The following is a 19975-nucleotide window of genomic DNA, read 5'->3' as shown; positions in this document are numbered from 1 at the left end:
TAATATTTTCATAATGAACCAAATTTAATAAATCTAGTGAAACTATAGTGAGGGTTTCTAATTGTGCTTGGCGTTATTAACTTCAATCCAGTATCCTTCGGGATCTGTGAGGTATATCTGTCGAACTCCATCCGAACGTAAGGTAACCGATCCTTTGGTACCCGGCCAGTCCTCATATTCAATATTGTTGCTTTCCAGATGGTCAATAAAGGTCTCCAAGTTTGGTGTGGATAAACAAAGGTGCATGGATTTATGCTTTTTCATCACCACGGTATCTTTATAGATCAGATGCAGCTGTGAATTGCCCTGGACCTGAAACCAACGAAAGCCGGGTGCTTTGTCAGGGTGAGGAATTTCTTTTAACTTAAGAATATTGGAATAGAAATCTGCAGTAGTATCCAACTTATTAACGATTAGGGAGGAGTGGTCGATCTTAAAATCAAAGCTTTGGGCATGGATTTGAATGCTAAAAAGAAATAATATTGGAAATAAAGATTTATACATATTAATAGGTTTTAATTTTTAAATAGGATAATAATATAAGATTGAAATAGGTTGAGAACAAAGCGCATAATTTTGCAGGAAGGAAAGGTACTTAAAAATGAATAAAATAGTAAGTGCCCAACTGTTTTAGTGGTTATTTTTGAGGTATTATAATTTTTTCCATTACTACATAATCAATTTCGTGTTTTCTAAAAACAATGTTGGTGGCTTCCAAACCAAATTTTAAATAAAATTCCTTTTTGTCCGTTCGGGCATTACACCATATTTTATATGCTTTTTTGTCTTTGGCGTAGGCTATGAGATGGGAGAGGAGTTGGCTACCATAGCCCTTGCCCTGTTCTGGGATAGCCGTGGCAAGTTTTCGGAACTGTGCAATGTTGTTTTCTATAAATAATGAGGCAACTGCAATTAGGGTATCATTTGAAAAGAGTCCAAAATGGATTCCCTGTTCATCATTGGCAAGGACAATATAATCCATAGGCATATTTGGCCACATTACCGCATGCCTTAACGTGTAGGTTTCTATCGCCGATATCTCTTTAATACAATCACTCATTACCCTCTAACAAACCACTTACAATTAAATATTGTGCCGATGCATAAGTACCCATTACCAAAACATGGGCTCCCGGTACTTCTATAAGAAACTTATTGACGGCGAGGATACTATCGGACAAAATAAAGAACATTGCCCCAATAAACACCAATTTAAAACTTGTGGGTCCCACATGGTCTTTCCTGCTATAGGCGGTTATGGCCATTGCAAGAATACCTAGGATATAAATAATTACGGGAATTTTTAACGTGCCTAAATTATCCATTAATAGTATGAAGAGGGATGTGCCATAGGCCAAAAACAATCCGGAAACTATGATTAATTCCTTTTTAACAATTGGTTTTCCTTGCATTAGAAATACCACGGAATAACTTATGTGGGCAATGAGAAAAGCTATTAGGCCAAGCATAAAATACATGGTCGAGAGATAATCATAGAGCAATAGAATGTCTCCCATTAAGGAAAAGGAAAGAGCAATTAAAGTGTAACCATATATCTTTTTGGGGAGATTTTTTCCGTTCATCCCAAAAAACAATATTAGTGAAAACAATATTAGTGGCTTGGTCAATTGCCTCAAGCCTTCAAAGGACATGAATCCCATCACCAAATCCAAGAGTACCAAAAAAATATATAAACCGATGAAGGCATTCTGCCGTGTTTTCATGACAATAAAATAATGTTGTGGGATGGGTTAAGAAGTATAAAGTTTTCTCTTTCTGACCACAATAAAACAGAGGGCCAATTGAAGGACTACAGCAATGGCATTGGTAAGCCAAAGGGCCAGGGTATTAAAACGTATACCGTAGAAGCACCAGAAGAGATAAATAAATACCCAGCCAAAAATAAAGCCATTGGAAAGGCTACTGGGACCTTTGTAACGGAATTCCTTTACTACCTGTATGGCAATTACTAGACAGGCACTTAGGCCAGCTGCAATTCCTATACTTTCAAAAATGTTTTCGGGGATACTGTGTATGATATTCATGTAATTAGGGCTTAATTCGTTAAGTTTTGATTATTCGCTTCTGTATTTCAACATTATTTCCTTGAACAGTTCGCTTGTGGAAGGTGGCGTATAGGATATAGCATTGGCACCTGCCTCAATAGCTCGTAAAATATCCTCTTCCAAATGTCCTCCTGTGGCCAAAATGGCTATATCGCTGTCAATATCCCTAATACGCTTAACAATGTCAGCAGTTTTACCTGCTCCTGAAACGTTAAAGATATCCACCCCAGCTGCTATTCTTCCTTTTATGTCATCCTTTTCAGAAACCATGGTGATGGTTACCGGAATGTCAATTTTCGACTTTAATCGTGTTATAAGTTCGTTGGGTGTAGGTTTGTTCAGGACCACGCCCAAGGCTCCTTGAAATTCGGCATGCAAGGCCAGTTCCACCGATCTTTTTCCAGAGGTAATTCCTCCACCAACACCACAAAAGATAGGTTTGTCGGCTGCTAAAATCAGGGCGTGGGTAATTAAGGGCTGGGGGGTAAAGGGATAGACAGCAATGATAGCATTGGCATTGGTGTTCCTAATAATGGCCACATCCGTGCTGAACAAAAAGGATTTTAGCAATTGTCCAAAAACCCGTATTCCCGAGCAAGTGTTGATCACCTCCGGTACCTCCACTATATTTTTTCTCAGCTTACTACCAAAAGTGGGTACCTTGACCATAACGCATCAATAACTTAGGATTTTTATAAATAGCAAGAAAAGAGGTTTCAATTCCTTTAACTTGACCAGATTAAAGATAGTATTTTTTTCAATCTGAGTGATGGGGTGCAGGGGTGATATTTAAATTACAACGATGCTTTGAACACCTATAATTTAATTCCCCTTGTAGTAAAGGATATTCCCTGTTGTCCTGTGGTCGAGATCATAACGGCTTCAAAAATAGGCTCGTGATTATGCGATTCCACAGCCCAATCAAAAACAAAATTTGCACCGGTACCCCCATGTTTATCATCTTGATCGATAACAATTTCTATGGTTTCCAAAGGTTTCAGAAATATAGGCTTGTTAAAGTAGGTGCGGATAAGATCGCCCTGGGTATTGTAATATTCAGCTTTTAGGATATATATAGAATCAGTGTTGCTTACATTCCTCATACTTGCAGTAGCCGTTAAATGGTGCAGCGTTCTTTCCGTTCCATCGTATATGGACGAGTAAATGGACAAATAAGAACTACCTTTTATAAGTGAGTCCTGAGCGGGTAGGGCCAAGGACCTCTTTTCCCAATTAATTGGGTCTATATGACTTACTGCTTTTTCCTCGGAACAACTAAGAATCATTGGCAAGGAGCAGAGGATAAGACATGTTTTGAGTCCTATTAAATGGCAACTTTTGAGAAATATATTAATCATTCTTTTAGACTTCGTTTTAAACATTACATCATTAAAACTTGAAACTAATGCTCACGTTACGATCGCTTAGTACTGCATAAAGATACTCTTTTAATTAGCGAATCGTGCATTTCAAATTTGTGGATAGATATAAGTTTTTAACTTTTGCCGTTCACGTAAAACGAAAGGGCAGCGGATGGACAATTCGTGATCTGCGATTTCAATTGTTCGGTCGTGGCCATCTCCGGCTTTATCCACGGTTTCCCTTTTGGATCGTAAACCTGTGGCAAGGTTTTGACACATACTCCTGCGTGAATGCATTTTGAAGGTTTCCAGACTACGGTAATTTCACCGTTGGTGTACTCCTTTGAATTTTCTTTCTTTTTCATAATTACGCGATATTAATTCCTTTTAGTACTAATTTTTTCCATTCCGGGTGCCTTTTTATATAGGAGGCTACAAAGGGGCACATGGGTATCAAGGTCAATTCCTTCTTTTCTATATCTTTCAGGACATCCTTAACCAGGGAGGAGGCCACCCCTTGGCCTTCCAATTCCTTGGGGACCTCTGTATGGGTAAGATAGATTTTATCTTTTGTCCTTATATATTCAATTTTGGCAATAACACCATTAATATGATACTCGTATTGTTTGGCTTCTGCGTTTTCAATTAATTTGTACTCCATAGGTGTCTTGATTAATCGTTAGGTGATAACTGTACAACTGTATTTTCAATATAAAATTACTCCTCCAAATAGCCAAATTTACCTAGGTTGTAATCTTTGATAGCCTGTACTATTTCCTTGCGTGTATTCATTACAAAAGGTCCTTGGGCGGCTATGGGTTCGTTAAGGGGTTCTCCACTTAAAATTAATACAGTCGATTTCTTTGTGGCCTCAATACTAAAATCTTCTCCCTCGTTTTCAAAGAGTACAAAATGATTCTCAGCCACGGTCTGCGTTCCATTCACATTTATTTCCCCATCAACTACCAATAAAGCCGTGTTGTAGGTACTAGGAAAAGTAAATTCTGCTTTACCACCTTCTTCAAGTCTTGCATTGAACATGTTCACAGGAGAAAATGTTGAGGCTGCACCTTCAACATTTTTATAGTTTCCCGCTATTATTTCAATGACACCTTTATCCCCGGCCAATTGATATTTGTTGATCTGCGAATTTGTAATTCCCTGATATTTTGGGTCGGACATTTTGTATTTGGCCGGAAGGTTCACCCATAGTTGGGCCATTTGAAAATAACCACCTTCTTTACTAAATTTCTCTTCGTGATATTCCTTATGAAGTATCCCAGAGGCTGCGGTCATCCACTGCACATCTCCTACGCCAATTACACCACTATTGCCCGAACTGTCATGATGGGCTACCTTCCCCTGGTAGGCTATTGTAACCGTTTCAAATCCCCTGTGCGGATGAACACTTACCCCCCTGGGTTTATCCGTAGGAGGAAAATAGAAAGGGGAATTGTAATCCAATAAAATAAATGGATCCATACGTTCCATATCAAGTCGATATCCGCTCGGGATAAAATTATGCACTCTAAATCCGTCGCCAACATAGTGCGGGTCCTTTGGGGCCACCACTATTTCTATGTGCTTTGTTCTCATTTGTATCCTGTGTTTAATAACATAACAATAATACGGGAACATTGATAGCTTTCCATTGATATATGATAAGAACCGTATTAATTTGGTTTAAAATTTTTGAGCGCCAATTCTTTACGTACCCTACTAAGGCTTTCCGGTGTAATGCCCAGATAGGAAGCAATCATCCATTGGGGAACCCTAAGGGTTAGATCGGGGTATAATGTTATAAAATTCATATATCTGGTTTCAGCAGTTGCACTTAATAAAAGGTTGATTCTTTTTTGCTGATGTCGGATATGGTTCTGTAATGCTATCTGATTATAATTTCTAAAGGAGGAACTTATTTCACTGGCTTCATTTATAAATTCAGAACTAATCAAAACTACCTGAGTATCTTCTATGGCATCTATAGAAAGGTCTGATGGTTCATTAAAAAAGGTGCTACTTCGATCGGAAACGATCCAATTTTCCGAACCAAATTGTAAAATATGTTCTTTGCCAGAGTTATCTATAGTATAGGATCTTAAAAGCCCCTTTTCAACAAAAAAGGAATGCTTGCAAATTTCTCCTGGACCTAACAACACTTGACCCTTTTCAATATTTCTGATTTCTACTTTTTTGATTAGCAGTTGAAATTCAGATTCCGCAATGTTGGCCTTGGTTTTTAAGTACTTGATGAAATTTTGCATGTCAATGTTTAATGGGAATATTTGATTTTATAATGCTCATAGGATAATCTTACAATTCTGGAAAGTACGTCTATATCTATTTCGGATAATCTCTTGATATATAGACATGCCTTGCCCGTTTTGTGGGGACCCAATTGTTCCAAAAGCTCTTGTTTATTGGAAAATCCTGACATGATATAAATTGAAAAATTGGCTTTTCTAGGGGAAAATCCCGTGATGCACATATCTCCCTCCCGACCGGAATCGTATTTATAATGATAACTGCCAAAGCCAACTATACTTTCTCCCCACATTACTGCCGGTTCATGGGTAATGTTTTCAAACAATTTCATTAATACATGTGCATCCTTACGTTTTTCTTCGTCCACAACAGAATTTAGAAAAGCTATAACGGATTTATTGTTCGCTTTGGTTTTGTTCTCTGTCATCGCTTTCACATTGGAGTTCTATAAATTTACTAAAAAAGGAGTAAAGCAGTATAGCTTAAATATCATTATCGCTTAGGAAGATATTATTATTAGTTGGGTATAATACTACAGACCCACTTCCAGATTAGGCTTTTAATATGTAATTTAGCAGAAACGTTCTAAACACTTATCAACATGAAAAAAATAACACTTTTAGTATTTATGATTGCTGTATCCTTCGGACTACAGTCACAGATCTCAACACCGGCAGCGAGTCCGTCCTCAACTTTGATCCAAAAGGTTGGATTGACCGATGTAACGGTGGAATATTCCAGGCCATCCATGCGTGGAAGAACCATTTTTGGGGATTTGGTGCCTTATGATAAATTATGGAGAACAGGGGCCAACGCCAGGACCAAGATCACCTTTAGTGAAAATGTAAAGATAGGAGGTCAAGAACTTAAAGCAGGTTCTTATGCTATTTTTACCAAGCCGGGAGCTAGTTCCTGGGAAGTTATTTTCTATACCGATTACAATGGTGGTGGAACGCCATCTGATTGGGATGAAAGCAAGGTGGCTGCTAAAACCACTGTTCAAGTGCAAAATCTGCCATTTGAGGTTGAAACTTTTACGATTTCTATAGATGGCCTTTCTGATAACGCTGCCACTTTGGGCATGTTTTGGTCAGATGCATATGTAGGTGTTAAGTTTGATGTTCCTACGGACAAGGCTGTAACAAGTGCTATAGAAAAAGTAATGAAAGGCCCGGATGCCAATGATTATTATGCAGCTGCTGTGTATTACATGAATTCCGGAAAGGATATCAATAAGGCCAAAGAATGGATGGATAAAGCCATGAGCATGACCTATGAACCTGCATTTTGGCAATTAAGACAACAGTCGCTAATTTATGCCAAAGCAGGCGATAAAAAGCAGGCTATTGAAACTGCAAAAAGATCATTGGCCGCTGCCGAAGCAGCAGGCAATGATGATTATATTAAGATGAACAAAGACTCCTTGAAAGAGTGGGGGGGCAAGTAGTATTCTCTTGACAAGTTAAAAAAGCTCACTGAAAAGTGAGCTTTTTTTTAGAAGTTTCGTTTCCGAAAAAACGCTTCTATTTAGTTTGTGATTCCGAGGATCGTAGTACAGAACTTTAGACTGTAACCCCGCGGTATGATTATTTAATATTTACTCGCTGCTTCCAATATTTTCAGAGACGGATGGCTTAAAATATTTTTATTTTTTATTTCCGGTATCGCTTTAGCATCATTGCTATACAATGCCAGAACCAACTTGCCCATAATGGTATTGATATTTGAAATTCGATTTATGGAAGATTCCAATTCCGCGCTCTTTCCTAATTTATTAAGGGATAATAGTTTAAACAGATCATTAGGGGATACCATCTTCTTATTGTTATTTTGATAGGACAATATGTTGGTCAATAACTGTTCTCTTTTTCTGGAATCTTTAAGCAATTCAAAATTGACTGCAAGTAGATAATCCTGTAGTCTTTCATCGGCATGGAAAGGTTTTCCAACTCCCAGATTTTCCGGCCATTCTTTTGACGATTCCAAGAAGGATATAGCCCTCTTGTAATTCCTAGATTGCATGTTATCCAAAGCCATTAAAATATGGGCATCGGTATATATTTTTTTGCTTTCAGAGGCATGTTCAAAAGGTAATATCAATATGTCGTTTAAGACTTCAATAGTTTTTCCATATTGATTGTTCAACAGGGCAGATTTGGCATAGATCAATCCTATGTTGGCATTCTTGGGATATTTGGAGTAGGACTTTTTAGCCAATTTATAGGCTGCTTCAATTTTATCATTATCTAAATAAAATTGAATCACTTCTTCCCTAAGTTTCCAATCGGTATTGTTTAGCTGCAGTGCTTTTAAATAATCCTTTTCATTGGCAGCATAATCTTCATTTTTGAACATCTTCGCCCTAAAACGATAAAAAATGTCGGAATCTGGTTCATTTCCACATTCTTTTAAGAGCTGCAATCCTAAATTCTTTTGTCCTACAGCAATATAATTTTGCGCCAAGTAGTATTTAAATTTCCAATTTGCATTTTGTGAGATGGCCCACTGAAGGATATCAATGGTTTCAGGCCTATAGGGGAAAACAAAATCTACAGGATCTGCTATGGCCTTCCCCAAATATTCATTATTTGGCCCACTGGCCATATCCTGAGCCAAATGAGCAGCCCAAAGGTGTATTTTGGCATTCGATGTTTTGGATAATTTTAGTATCTCCATGGCCTCCGATACCAATCCTAAGTCCTTATAATAAATGGCCAGTTCCAGAATGGATTCATCGGGAAATTCATTATTGATTTCCTTTGGCATAATAAGAGGGGTATCCCCTGATAATAATTGGGATTCTATTAGAGCAAAATGATTTAAGGGATCTATTTTTATTAGTGCGTTATATTCTTCATTAAATGCATTGGAGCTATTGTTTTTCCTTTGCAACAATAATTTAATTTTTCGCGCATTTAGGTTGTAGGTATTGTAATCCAACGCTTTATTGGCATATAGATTTGCTCTTTCCAAATTTTGTAACGAGAAATAAATTTCGGCCATTTGGGCATAGGATACAGATCTGTACTTCATGCTTCTGGCAGCCCAGCCAAAAGATTCCAAAGCATTAATACTGTCATTTAGGGCACGATATATAATTCCAGCCAAGTAATTGGCTTCAGTATTATAGGTGTCCAATTTTAAAACCCTACTTACATATTCCAGAGCTTTGTGATAATCCGTTTTTCGATATTCCAATCCTGCCAACTTCAACAATCCATCCTGATGGGATGGGTCAAAATCCACCAATTCATTTAATTTTTTGCTGGCGAGTTCATAATCCCTAAACTTTAGTGCCTCCCAACCTTCATGGTAAAGTTGTTCGCTCATGGAGACCTTTATTGCTTCATCATCAATAAACGGACGTTTTATGAGGGTACTTTCGCCATTGGAGGTATAAAATAATTTTTTATCCCCTAATTTTACCACTATTTCCCCGGAGTCCTTTAATGGAAGCTCTTGAGAAAAAACTCCCATGGGCTTTAAGATGATTTCCTTAGAAAAAACTTCTTTCCCATTGATGGATACCGTTAAATTATCACTTAGGCTTTGTAGGGCATTGATACCGATATAGAGTCCTTTATCCGATTCCTTAACGTTAAGGACACCGTATTCCGTAGCATCTACCATTCCACCAATTTCTTTGAAAGGAAACCAGATTTCTTTCCAACGGTCCATGACATAGGGTTCAAAATTTGCTTGTGAAATAGGGTTGGTTTCTGCAGGGGAATATTGATTAAGAAGTCGACCGGCCTGGAACTCCATATACTGTCCATCGGTGTCAGTAAGTAAATCCTCCCAAATAGCTCCCGACCTTGCCATGGACCATAACCAGAGTTTCTGTCCCGGCATTTCTTCATAGGGTGCCCAGTGGCCAAAACCAAAATTTCTATTGTGATAATATCCGCCAAAATAGTCTTTATAATCGCCTACCACATGTTCGGAAATATCCTTATCAAAATTATTGTTTTTATAGAGGGAAAGATCTCTGCCTTCAGCATCTATTGGCCATGGCTTGGCTGCTCCTCCGTGCTCCAAAAATTGATTTCCTGGATAGATGAACTCCAAATCGTCCGAAACAACTGCCGCAGCGGTCATCCAATTGTAATAGGATTGATCAATAGGGGAACCATTGTACCAAGAGGCATTGGTTTCAAAGTAGGCCTTGTCCTTTTCAAGCCTTATTTCTACCCTCCAATCCGTATTTGAGGGGAGGTCAGCGCTCCCTACGACACAGCTTACACTTCCATCATCATTTGTTTTTACCACATAATCTACTGGAGTAGCAGTAGACGGGTGATGCCCTATAATTCCAAAATTGAACTCAATCCCGCCAGAGGTCCAAGGTCCACGCATTGAAATATTTCTGAATTTAATAACTTCATTTTTATAAAGAAATTCTTCACCTGTACTTTTCTCTATTGCTCCCCAGACTTTACCTCCTATTTCGGGTAGTACAAAGACTTTGATGAAATCATTTTCCAAAGTAACTACCTTCCAATTTTTCTTCTTTGCGATATTTTCATATCCTTCATACTTGAAATATGGATAAATTTTGGCATTGTCGGTCAGGATGGGGACGGGGTTAGGCTTACTGAAGTCGTACGTATCCAAGGACATCATTTCTTCCTTTATGGTCGCAGATGGCGATTGGGCCATGCTTCCAAGACATAATCCCAATGCAATTATTAAGCTGATAATCTTTACTTTCACTTTACTATTTTTTAGTTGATTCTATTTTATACATTGCTATACCGTCATTGTTTCTTACAAACAGTACTACCTCTGTTTTGTCGGCCAAGGTAATTTTGGTGACATCCCTTATTTCTCCGTCAATATTTAATCCACTTTCCATTACAGTTGAAGGTTTAAAATTGCCTTTTCCGTCACCACACAGGACCAAGCCTTTATTGGCATCATATCTTCCAAATTTTACCCTGGTTCCAAAAAAATTACCCCCAACAACCACGTCTTCGTTGCCATCATTGTTAAAATCCCCATTTAATATCCCATATATTGGTGAAAACTGTGTTTCGATTGGCAAGGGTACGAGCTTAAATTTTCCATCTCCCAGGTTTTCCATATAACTGGTATTGAAATTTTTAGCTTTTAAGACCATAGCCCCTTTTAATTCCTCAGGGCTAAATACATCCGTGATTTTGGCAGATGCATAGTCTGAATAATTTAAATATTTACCTTTGAGCCCACTTAATTGGCCCACCATGTCATCTTTTGAAAAAACAGGAAATTCCTCTCCCAAGTTATAGGAACACAATATGGGATCTAAAGAGCCATTGCTATCAAAATCCTTGGTATACAAAGTTACTGGTTCGGAAGGCGAGGTTTTTAACTGGGAATTTCTTCCAAAATTTCCAACTATATAATCCATATCCCCATCCTTGTCAAAATCACCTTGTTCAATACTGTTCCACCAGCCCTCGGAATCATTCAGGCCATTGTTTTCATATACTTCCACAAGTTTACCACTTACATTTTTGAATGTCCTGATTTTCATCCATTCACCTACCAGAATTAGATCATTAATATTATCATTATCAAAATCAGTCCACAAAGCATCTGTGACCATTCCGGGATATTCAAGATCTGGGTTTACAGTAAAGGTGATATCCGTAAAAGTGCCTTTACCGTTGTTCTGCAAAATATAACTTCTTGGAGCGGTGGGATATTTACCAGGAACCAATCGGCCGCCCACAAAAAGGTCCAAATCCCCATCTCCGTCAATATCACTGGCCTTGACACAGGAATTGCTTGAAAGCATCTTTGGTAGGGCATTAGTATTTTTGTAGAAATTGCCCCTACCGTCGTTGATGTAAAGTCTATCTTGTAGTTCAACGGAATCTTCATCAAAATCGTTTCCGCCACTTACCACATAAAGATCCATATCCCCGTCCTTATCCGCATCGAAGAAAAGGGATCCAATGTCTTCCGATTCCTTATCAGTAATGAATATTTTTTCATTGATGGACAGGAACTTGCCCCAAGACGTCTGCTTAAACATTCGACCTTCACTTCCTTTGGCGCCACCGACATATATATCTTCGAGACCATCATTATTTACGTCCGCTTTAGTTATTGTTGGTCCTTGGGTAGATAATTTATGGGGGAGTAACTGTTCACGTTTAAAATCGTTATAATCATTCTCCAAATGCCGGTAGGGGATAAGACTATCCATAGTAATGTCTGTAAAATAGGTTGTTCCAACTATCGGTTCGGAATTATTTTCCAATAAAACTGCATCCTTTTGATTTAGGGTAATGGTTTCATCCGCCTTTATATCATTTAAAATTTGCACTTGGCCATTGGGCCAAATAATTTTAAGTTCATCTACGGACGTCGCATCCCCAAGACCAAAAATAAGATTAAAATCTACGGAAGATTGAAAGCCCCTGGTGGGCATAAATTCTTGCATAAGTATTTTGTTTCCAATGGTCAAAGTAACTTTGGAGCCAATGCCATAAGTGTTTTTTCCTTCACCCTTAAAATTAATTTTTAAGTGATGGTTGGTAGTGTGCAGTTCACTATTGTTTCTGTAAACAAAAGGGTATTCATCTATGTTATTGACCACAAGATCTAGATCCCCGTCATTGTCCAAGTCGGCATATACGGCCCCATTGGAAAGCGATTTCTGATTTAGTCCCCAGGCTTCATTGACTTTGGAAAAAGTAAGGTCGCCATTATTTTGATAGGTATAATTCTCTTCAATGGTAGCGGGCATATTCTCCAACAAATCTGTAATGGCCGTCTCTACCCCGGTTTTATTTTGATTAATTCTTTCCTGAACGGCATAGTTCATAAAATCCATATTGGTATAATCCCTTTTTACACCATTGGTAATGTATAAATCCTTTAACCCGTCATTGTCCAAATCCGTAAAAAGGGTAGCCCAACTCCAGTCGGTATTGGATACCCCTGCAAATTGTCCAATTTCAGAAAAGGCTATCCCCTGATTGTTCAAATGCATCATATTTCTCATGGTCTGATAATAGAATCCGGATTTCTCCAAGAAGGTGTTTTTGTCATAATTGTCCGGACCGGAGACCATCTTTAATCGGTAATTGTTTTCCGGGAGCATGTCCAAGGTCATAATTTCCGGAAAGCCATCATTATTGATATCCGCTACATCCGAACCCATGGAAAAATGGGAGGTGTGCCCAATAAATTCTTCAAGACTTTCGGTAAAGGTGCCATCATGATTATTGATGTACAAATAGTCCTGTTCCTTAAAATCATTCGAAATATAAATATCTGGCCAATTATCATTATTCATATCCGAAACGGCAATTCCCAATCCAAAACCCAAAACATTTGAAACAAGTCCGGAAGATTCACTAACATCTACAAACTTTCCATCATCGTTTCTATAAAGTCGGTCTTCATAGGCAGGGTTTCTTTGTTGCTTAAGGTTATTGGATATTTGCCTAAAGCTTGAATATTCCTGTGAAGAATGGTTTACCACATATAAATCCAGATCGCCATCCTTGTCATAATCAAAAAAAGCACCTTGGGTGGAATAACCGGCATCATCAATGCCATAATCTGCGGCCTTCTCCGTAAAGGTCAAGTCTCCGTTATTTATAAAAAGTAAGTTTTTTCTTTTAAAATCGTCCTTTGCTGCAGACCTACACACATAAATATCCAAATAACCATCCCCATTAACATCGGCCATGGTAGTCCCTGTATTCCATAAACCTTCTGCAAATACCCCTGCTTTTTGGGCAATTTCTTCAAATTTAAAATTGCCTTTATTGATGTATAGCCTACTTCCTACCATACTAGCAGTAAAATAGAGGTCTGGAAGGCCATCATTGTTAAGATCGCCCACAGATATGCCTCCTCCATTATAGATATAGCCATAGGTTAAAATATTAAATTCCTCGGTTTCCTTTAAAATAGGTTTAAAAGTAATTCCTGTTTTATTGCCGGGCATCAGGGAGAACATTTTACTATCATCAACTTGTTGACAAGAAAGGAACATTGCAGTTGTGAGAAACAGGTATATTTTGGTGATTGTTTTACTCATGTTCAATTAAAATTTAGCAATAAAGGCGAGGTTTTATATGTTCGTTATTGCAACAAAAAAATAAACCTACTTGGTAAAATTAAAGAGGGTAAGTTAATAAATTAAGGGGACCCACCAATACAAATGAAGATGTTTAAAATGAAAATTCATGGATTTATCCAAAATTTTAGCTCATGTAAAAAATCAATAAACATAAAAAAACCTGTGATTAAAAAATCACAGGTTTTCAGTCTTTTTACTTTTAAATTAGATGCTTGAAGATCAAAAGTTTGGTCCGCCCGTATCCCACCAAAGGCGAGTATTAATTTCGTCAGGACCACCCAATTTGCTTTCCGCATCAGTAATGGTAGCCGGGTTACCTTCTCTTTCTGCATTAGGATAAGGCATTCTTTTAATAAATTCCCCATCTGGCACTACTCCCCAATCTGCATTACTATTATTCTCATATACAGGAGGTAATTTTGGGTAGCCAGTTCGTCTAAAATCGGCCCAAGCCTCCATTTCATTGGTATAGGCAGCGATCCATTTTTGGGTAATAATTTTCTCCAATTTTGTCTCGTTATCTGCTCCTTCGTCCCATGCAATGGTATTGGTTATTTGGTTGGTGAAATCGTTTACCGCTCCTGTCTCTACGGGATCATCGTAATCAATAGGTAGGCTTGTATCATCTGCCAAATAGGCATCCACACCGCCTGCGCCCCATAGTTCAAAGGAAGCCTTAACACCCGCTTCATAATTGGCCTGGGCATCCCCGGCACCAGCCCAGCCCCTTAAGGCGGCCTCTGCCTTTAAGAAAAACACCTCATCTGCACTAATCACCTTACGAGAGGTTACTTTAGTCGGGTCATTAAAATTTGCATCTATCGTTGAAAAAGGTGTGTGGTCGTCTTTTGCAACCAAATGGGCTCCATTACGAATTCCTTTGTATGGCCATTCGGGATGATCACTGACTAAATCCATATCGGCTTCAGCCACTGGATCAAAAAAAGCATGTATTCGTGGATCTTGATAACCGATTAATATGGATTCCATAGTGGCACTCATTCGGGTGTCATTCCATTCAAAACAAATCTGTGCCGGATGGAACTTATTTCCATTTAAAAATATATTCATGTTATCCCCATTCGTTTCGATGAGTCCTACTGGATCTGCCATAGCTTTTTCTCCCTGGGTCTTTGCCAATTCTGGAGCCACTTTGGAGATTCGCATGGCCAATTGTAAACGTAAGGAATTGGCGAATTTTGCCCAAAGCTTTACATCTCCCCCATAAGTATTATCAAATGCACTGAATCCTGAATAACTTGGATCTTCATTGAAAGTGGCTATAATTCGATCCAAATCGCTAAAGAGCGCATTGTACAGATCGGGCTCACTATCATATAGTGCACTCCCCTCTATACCATATTGAGAATATATAATAGGCCCATAGTAGGTCGTCAATCTTGACATGGATAATACCCGAATTAAATTAGCCCATTCCACGAACATGGTATTGCCTTCGGCCTCAGCCAATTCAATAACCTGTTTAGCTTTTGCCATAACATTATTGTATTCCCTTTGCCAATATCCGTTCCAAGTAATATAGTAGGTGGTATTATTGACATTTCCAACAAAAACAGTAGGCTGTGCCAAATGTTGGGCGTAAGACACGTTTGTTAGGTTATGATCTATCTGGTTTCCAAAAATCTCATATAACATTCCAGAATAAAAGGAACCCAAATTGTTAAAATCTTGTTTAAGGGATTCGTCGGTAATATCATAGGGATCCGTGTTCGCTTCCACAAAGTCATCCGTACATGCGCCGAACAACATTGGAAGCAATACAAACAAAAAATATAGATACTTTTTCATGTTTATTTTTTTAAAAAGTTAGTTTAAGATTGAACCCATAAGTTCCTGTGGAAGGAAGATTAAAATTGTCCAAACCTTGTGCATTACGATTGGTACTCATTGCCAATTCCGGATCAAAAGGGGCTTCCTTGTGGAAAAAGAACAGATTATTTCCAATGAATGACAGACTTGCTGCCTTTATGGGCAGGGACGACTTGGACATATCAAAATTATAACCTATTGAAAGTTGGCTCAATTTAATATTTGTACGGTCATATACATAATTTTCGCCAATAGGTGTACGATCTCCAACGGAAGTGTACCAAGTTTCGGGATCTACACTGGTAATAGCCGTACCGGAATCAATATCAACACCATTAACGATTACTTCTCCTACATCTCTAGCATCAGCGGTTCGTTGTGAAACCCCATAAGCATCCAATAAAGACTCGGTCTGACTAAATACTTTTCCGCCAAAGCGACCATTGATCAATACTCCCAAAGAGAAATTTTTAAAGGAAACACTATTGTTCCATCCTAAGCTCCACTTCGGGTCAAGGTTGCCTGCCAATTCTGGAATTGTTTGCTTTAACGGAGTGCCATTTTGGAACTGGATACGACCTTGGTCATCTCGAGCAAATTTAATTACATACAAGTCGTTAAAGGAGCCTCCTTCATATAATCGTGAATAATAGCCTTCAGATGACCCTAAATCATAAAATTTTTCATCTTCCGGACCAATATCTACAATCGTATTTTTATTTTTTGTAAAATTAAAAGAAGTGTTCCACTCAAAATCCTCACTCTGAATTGGAGTAGCATTTAAGGTTATTTCCAATCCTTTATTGGTAATTTCTCCTGTATTTATATAAGCCACAGTAAAGCCCCCTTGACTTTCTGATTGACTCAAATTAGCCCTTAAAAATTGATCTTTACTGGTTATATTATAATACGTAAAATCCAGCCCCAAACGGTTTTGTAAAAAACGTAGATCAGTTCCAATTTCCCAACTTGTAATAATTTCTGGCTTGGCATCATAAAATGGTGTCTGTGTCTGCCTATTTAAATTTCCCAAGGCTCCGTTAATATTATTACTCGGGGCAATTAAATTCCATGGCACTTCATTGCCTACCTGAGTCCATGACCCTCGTAATTTTGCAAAACTAATTGTTTCGGGAAGCTCAAAAATTTGATCCATTAAAGCCGTTAGTCCAAAGGCAGGATAGAAATAAGAATCATTCCCAGTTAAGGCCAAAGTAGAGGCCCAGTCATTTCTTCCTGAAAAATCAAAAAAGAGCATATCCTTATATCCAATCTGGGCGTTGACAAAGGCACCTTGTTTTATAATCGTCCCATCGGTATAGGATTCCACTATGACATTAGTTGGTAAATTTTGGAAATAAAATTCATTGGGATAAATCAATCCCAAAGTACCTGAGCCTCCGCCATTAACACCAACCCGGACACCTACTCCATACTCCGATTTTTGATAACTCGCACCCAATACTGCGTTAAGGCTAAAATCTTCAGATATGTCCGTATTGTATGTGAGAATTGCATCCGTATACAATAGTTGGTCCTCAGATTTATCATAGTTCCATGCCCCGTTAGGGTGCACATTGGTAGAGTTGGAAGTTGCTGCATGCTGTTGTTCACGAACTTTAGAGGCATAGTCAATATTACCCCTCACCTGCAAACTCAAATTATCCAAAAAGTCATATTTTAAGGAAAGGTTTCCAATTACCCTTTTGGTCTCGTCAGTACGTGGCTGCTTATTAACAATCCAATAGGGGTTCGACTGATGGTGGTCGGAAACAAACCAATTTTGCGCCATAAGGTTCCGGGTTTCATCAAAAACCTCATAATTATTCTTAAAGTTATAGAAGTCTCGGTTACGTGGAAAGAAATATAAACCGGTAATCGGGTTCAAATAATATCCCGAGGGCAACCTGTTTTTAGATTTTTCCTGAGTCATAATAACATTGGAAGTAGCAGTCAATTTATCATTTAACAACTTGGTAGATTGTTTAAAATTGAAAGTATGTTTATTATAGTCATTAGTGGGAGTAATTCCCGAGGCTGTAATATTTCCGTAAGAAAAATAGGTCTGGGTCTTATCATTGCCCCCACTTATACTCACCGAGTTATTAAAGTTATGACCCGTTTGAAAAAAATTCTCTATGTATTCGTCATTATAATTGCCAGGGGTAGTAGACCAACTTTCCTTAGCTGCGCCAACAGCACCATACTTATATTGAAAATCAGGAAGTTCCAAGTAATGCTCAAAAGTATAACTACTATTTAAATTTACCGTTGTCTTTCCTTTGGATCCACTTTTTGTTGTGATTACCACCACCCCATTGGCACCTTGGCTACCATATAACACGGCAGCGTTGGCCCCTCTCAAAATACTGATACTTTCAATATCATCAGGATTGATGGCAGATAATCCATCTCCTGAATCTACACCTCCCCACATACCGGGTTGGCTTCCCCTGTTGTTGGCCATAGGAATACCATCAATTACAAAAAGTGGGGAACTATCTCCTTCCAACGATTTACTCCCTCTCATTTGTATCCTTGATGATCCTCCTGCACCTGAGCTACTCTTTTTAATTTCTACACCTGCAGTTTTTCCAGCTATGGCGTTCATGAAGTTTGGGTCACGGGTTTTAGTAAGTTCATCAGAATCCACCGTTTGTTGTGCATAGGTTAGGGTTTTTTCTTCCCTTTTAATACCCAATGCCGTAACAACCACTTCTCCCAGTTGTTCCGCATCTTCTTCCATAGATACATTAATTGTATTTGATGCACCTACAGTAACGGATTGGGTCTTCATTCCTAGAAATGAAAATACCAATACGTTCCCGCTTTCTGCCTCAATGGAATAATTCCCATCAAAATCAGTTTGAGTCCCAGTTGTGGTTCCTTGTACCAGTACGTTTACACCTGGTAGGGGGGAACCATCCGTTGCATCGGTGACCATACCTGTCACCGTTTTGCTTTGTGCCAGTAACGGATAGGCTCCGAATACTAACACAAAAAATAGTAGCAATTTTTTTACCATAATAAAATTGTTTGAGTTAATAAATTAGTTGTTTGTTAATATTAAGTTAATGGTGAAATTAATCTTTTTTTCCAATAAAACAAATAGTTTAGGCGTAAATGTGTTCGAGCACATTAATTAAAACCTTAATTTTTTTAAGGTAAGCGTTAAATTATTTTCTCCAGCAATAACCTTATTAAAGGTAATATTGGGCATTTTCTGTGGTGATAATATCTATAGGGAGGAATTCTTGGGGGGGTAATGCTTTTCCGAACAGGAAATGCTCGGCCAAATAACTGACACTCAGAAAAGCCTGCCTTTTCGGTTTCTGGTGTATTAAAAATTTGATGGCCCCTTCCTTGAGATACTTTATGTTAGGTTCTAATAAATCGTAACCTATTATAGAGCTGTCCTTTTTTTGAAGATTTTGAAGAGCTTCTACGAGCATAAATGCTTTTGAATTAGTAACAAAGAATGCATTGATCTTAGGATTGCTTTTTATGAATCGCGACACTTCTTGGTTAAAATGGATCTTTTCGGCAGAATTAAATTCTTTGGAAACCATGATGTGATTACTGTCCTTTTTTTCTGTAAAAAATTCTATAAATCCGTTTTCCTTTGATTGCATGTGTGGTTCCTTGTTTATATGGATGATGGCTATTTCATCATTCCTTCCTATAATTCTATCCATTAAACTTGCCGCAACCCTACCACTTTGTTTTAGATCCTGACCAATAAAAATTTGTTCCTTAAAACAATTTATGTGGTTATTGAAAAGAACTACGGGAATTTTGGTCTCTGAACACCTTTTTAAAACCAATTGAGATTCATTTTCAAAAATGGGAGCCATTAAAAGAACATCGGGACGTGATTGGATTGCTTCCTGAGAATGTTCTACAAAAGATGAATTATTCCTAGGGTCATAAAAATACTTCCTGATTATTATACCAAAAGGGGTGAATTGGTTGGAGGCTTCCAAAACTCCTTCATTGGCAGGAATCCAATATGGATCCTTATTGGGGTCAGGAAGCAGAACATGGATACTATAGGTCTTGTTTTTTTTAAGGTTTCTGGCTATAGGATTAGGCTTATAGTCAATTTCTTTTAGAACTCTGTCTACCTTTTCAAATGCCTTTTGCGAAACCTTGCCTCGTTTGTGCAATACCCTATCTACAGTTCCTTTGGAAACGCCTGCCATTAAGGCAATGTCCTTTATTGTGTATTTCTCTTTGATCATTAGAGTAAGTAAAAACAGGGAAAGTTATTTAACATTTCAAGCAACTTTTAACAGTTTGATAACATTAAATATAGAAATAATCTTAGTAAATCAACTAAAATTTTCGTGGACATGAATAATTTTCAGTAT

At 38.1% G+C, this 19975-nt stretch carries 17 protein-coding genes; 1 reads left to right on the top strand and 16 read right to left on the bottom strand.

From position 1 onward, the window contains the following. Window positions 1-57 precede the first annotated feature (57 nt). The 11 genes from MWU84_RS03830 to MWU84_RS03780 all read right to left on the bottom strand — a co-directional run bounded on the left by MWU84_RS03830 (window position 58) and on the right by MWU84_RS03780 (window position 6119). Window positions 58-504 carry a VOC family protein gene (locus MWU84_RS03830; protein ID WP_246898455.1) on the bottom strand — a complete coding sequence of 149 codons (447 nt, stop codon included), beginning with the start codon at window positions 502-504 and terminating at the stop codon, window positions 58-60. A 133-nt stretch (window positions 505-637) separates the two neighbouring features. Beyond that, window positions 638-1060, bottom strand: a complete 423-nt coding sequence (locus tag MWU84_RS03825; protein ID WP_246898453.1) for a GNAT family N-acetyltransferase — start codon at window positions 1058-1060, stop codon at window positions 638-640. Further along, on the bottom strand, window positions 1053-1724 hold the full coding sequence (locus tag MWU84_RS03820) for a lysoplasmalogenase (RefSeq protein WP_246898451.1): 672 nt from the start codon (window positions 1722-1724) through the stop codon (window positions 1053-1055). Before MWU84_RS03820 ends, MWU84_RS03825 begins: the two co-directional genes overlap by 8 nt. Before the next feature lie 27 nt (window positions 1725-1751). Then, the gene (locus MWU84_RS03815; protein ID WP_246898448.1) at window positions 1752-2045 is read right to left on the bottom strand and encodes a hypothetical protein; all 294 of its coding nucleotides are present in this window, start codon (window positions 2043-2045) and stop codon (window positions 1752-1754) included. A 30-nt stretch (window positions 2046-2075) separates the two neighbouring features. Beyond that, window positions 2076-2735 carry a hydrolase gene (locus MWU84_RS03810; RefSeq protein ID WP_246898445.1) on the bottom strand — a complete coding sequence of 220 codons (660 nt, stop codon included), beginning with the start codon at window positions 2733-2735 and terminating at the stop codon, window positions 2076-2078. Between the two features lie 146 nt (window positions 2736-2881). After that, window positions 2882-3424, bottom strand: a complete 543-nt coding sequence (locus MWU84_RS03805; protein WP_246898442.1) for a DUF3124 domain-containing protein — start codon at window positions 3422-3424, stop codon at window positions 2882-2884. Window positions 3425-3561: 137 nt separating this feature from the next. Continuing rightward, window positions 3562-3792, bottom strand: coding sequence for a (4Fe-4S)-binding protein (locus tag MWU84_RS03800; RefSeq protein WP_246898440.1), 231 nt, complete (start codon window positions 3790-3792; stop codon window positions 3562-3564). A gap of 2 nt (window positions 3793-3794) precedes the next feature. Continuing rightward, window positions 3795-4088 (bottom strand): GNAT family N-acetyltransferase, encoded by a 294-nt coding sequence (locus MWU84_RS03795; protein WP_246898438.1) that lies wholly within the window; start codon window positions 4086-4088, stop codon window positions 3795-3797. Between the two features lie 56 nt (window positions 4089-4144). Further along, on the bottom strand, window positions 4145-5023 hold the full coding sequence (locus MWU84_RS03790) for a pirin family protein (protein WP_246898436.1): 879 nt from the start codon (window positions 5021-5023) through the stop codon (window positions 4145-4147). Between the two features lie 77 nt (window positions 5024-5100). Continuing rightward, window positions 5101-5691 (bottom strand): Crp/Fnr family transcriptional regulator, encoded by a 591-nt coding sequence (locus tag MWU84_RS03785; protein WP_246898434.1) that lies wholly within the window; start codon window positions 5689-5691, stop codon window positions 5101-5103. Window positions 5692-5699: 8 nt separating this feature from the next. Continuing rightward, a complete protein-coding gene (locus tag MWU84_RS03780; protein WP_246898431.1) occupies window positions 5700-6119 on the bottom strand; it encodes a DUF1801 domain-containing protein in 420 nt (139 codons plus the stop codon). A 174-nt stretch (window positions 6120-6293) separates the two neighbouring features. Here MWU84_RS03780 and MWU84_RS03775 point away from each other — a divergent pair, with 174 nt between their 5' ends. Further along, entirely contained in the window at window positions 6294-7139 is an 846-nt protein-coding gene (locus tag MWU84_RS03775) for a DUF2911 domain-containing protein (protein ID WP_246898429.1), read from the top strand. Window positions 7140-7282: 143 nt separating this feature from the next. Here the strand turns inward: MWU84_RS03775 and MWU84_RS03770 are convergent, their stop codons facing one another. The 5 genes from MWU84_RS03770 to MWU84_RS03750 all read right to left on the bottom strand — a co-directional run bounded on the left by MWU84_RS03770 (window position 7283) and on the right by MWU84_RS03750 (window position 19846). Further along, entirely contained in the window at window positions 7283-10405 is a 3123-nt protein-coding gene (locus MWU84_RS03770) for a DUF5107 domain-containing protein (RefSeq protein ID WP_246898426.1), read from the bottom strand. Between the two features lie 4 nt (window positions 10406-10409). After that, window positions 10410-13733: a VCBS repeat-containing protein gene (locus MWU84_RS03765; protein WP_246898424.1), complete on the bottom strand. Its 3324-nt coding sequence runs from the start codon at window positions 13731-13733 to the stop codon at window positions 10410-10412. Window positions 13734-13994: 261 nt separating this feature from the next. Next, complete coding sequence (locus MWU84_RS03760; RefSeq protein ID WP_246898421.1) at window positions 13995-15584, bottom strand: SusD/RagB family nutrient-binding outer membrane lipoprotein; 1590 nt, start codon at window positions 15582-15584, stop codon at window positions 13995-13997. A gap of 10 nt (window positions 15585-15594) precedes the next feature. Continuing rightward, on the bottom strand, window positions 15595-18630 hold the full coding sequence (locus tag MWU84_RS03755) for a SusC/RagA family TonB-linked outer membrane protein (protein ID WP_246898418.1): 3036 nt from the start codon (window positions 18628-18630) through the stop codon (window positions 15595-15597). Between the two features lie 175 nt (window positions 18631-18805). Next, window positions 18806-19846, bottom strand: coding sequence for a LacI family DNA-binding transcriptional regulator (locus tag MWU84_RS03750; RefSeq protein WP_246898416.1), 1041 nt, complete (start codon window positions 19844-19846; stop codon window positions 18806-18808). Window positions 19847-19975: the final 129 nt, after the last annotated feature.

Origin of the sequence: Arenibacter sp. F20364 (assembly GCF_023015905.1) — a bacterium.
Classification (GTDB): domain Bacteria; phylum Bacteroidota; class Bacteroidia; order Flavobacteriales; family Flavobacteriaceae; genus Arenibacter.
This window is presented reverse-complemented; position numbering and strand designations above follow the sequence as displayed.

Bases quoted from the DNA above. Each gene is read 5' to 3' on its own strand.
- MWU84_RS03830 (WP_246898455.1), bottom strand. From the start codon at position 504: ATGTATAAATCTTTATTTCCAATATTATTTCTTTTTAGCATTCAAATC.
- MWU84_RS03825 (WP_246898453.1), bottom strand. From the start codon at position 1,060: ATGAGTGATTGTATTAAAGAGATATCGGCGATAGAAACCTACACGTTA.
- MWU84_RS03820 (WP_246898451.1), bottom strand. From the start codon at position 1,724: ATGAAAACACGGCAGAATGCCTTCATCGGTTTATATATTTTTTTGGTA.
- MWU84_RS03815 (WP_246898448.1), bottom strand. From the start codon at position 2,045: ATGAATATCATACACAGTATCCCCGAAAACATTTTTGAAAGTATAGGA.
- MWU84_RS03810 (WP_246898445.1), bottom strand. From the start codon at position 2,735: ATGGTCAAGGTACCCACTTTTGGTAGTAAGCTGAGAAAAAATATAGTG.
- MWU84_RS03805 (WP_246898442.1), bottom strand. From the start codon at position 3,424: ATGATTAATATATTTCTCAAAAGTTGCCATTTAATAGGACTCAAAACA.
- MWU84_RS03800 (WP_246898440.1), bottom strand. From the start codon at position 3,792: ATGAAAAAGAAAGAAAATTCAAAGGAGTACACCAACGGTGAAATTACC.
- MWU84_RS03795 (WP_246898438.1), bottom strand. From the start codon at position 4,088: ATGGAGTACAAATTAATTGAAAACGCAGAAGCCAAACAATACGAGTAT.
- MWU84_RS03790 (WP_246898436.1), bottom strand. From the start codon at position 5,023: ATGAGAACAAAGCACATAGAAATAGTGGTGGCCCCAAAGGACCCGCAC.
- MWU84_RS03785 (WP_246898434.1), bottom strand. From the start codon at position 5,691: ATGCAAAATTTCATCAAGTACTTAAAAACCAAGGCCAACATTGCGGAA.
- MWU84_RS03780 (WP_246898431.1), bottom strand. From the start codon at position 6,119: ATGACAGAGAACAAAACCAAAGCGAACAATAAATCCGTTATAGCTTTT.
- MWU84_RS03775 (WP_246898429.1), top strand. From the start codon at position 6,294: ATGAAAAAAATAACACTTTTAGTATTTATGATTGCTGTATCCTTCGGA.
- MWU84_RS03765 (WP_246898424.1), bottom strand. From the start codon at position 13,733: ATGAGTAAAACAATCACCAAAATATACCTGTTTCTCACAACTGCAATG.
- MWU84_RS03760 (WP_246898421.1), bottom strand. From the start codon at position 15,584: ATGAAAAAGTATCTATATTTTTTGTTTGTATTGCTTCCAATGTTGTTC.
- MWU84_RS03755 (WP_246898418.1), bottom strand. From the start codon at position 18,630: ATGGTAAAAAAATTGCTACTATTTTTTGTGTTAGTATTCGGAGCCTAT.
- MWU84_RS03750 (WP_246898416.1), bottom strand. From the start codon at position 19,846: ATGATCAAAGAGAAATACACAATAAAGGACATTGCCTTAATGGCAGGC.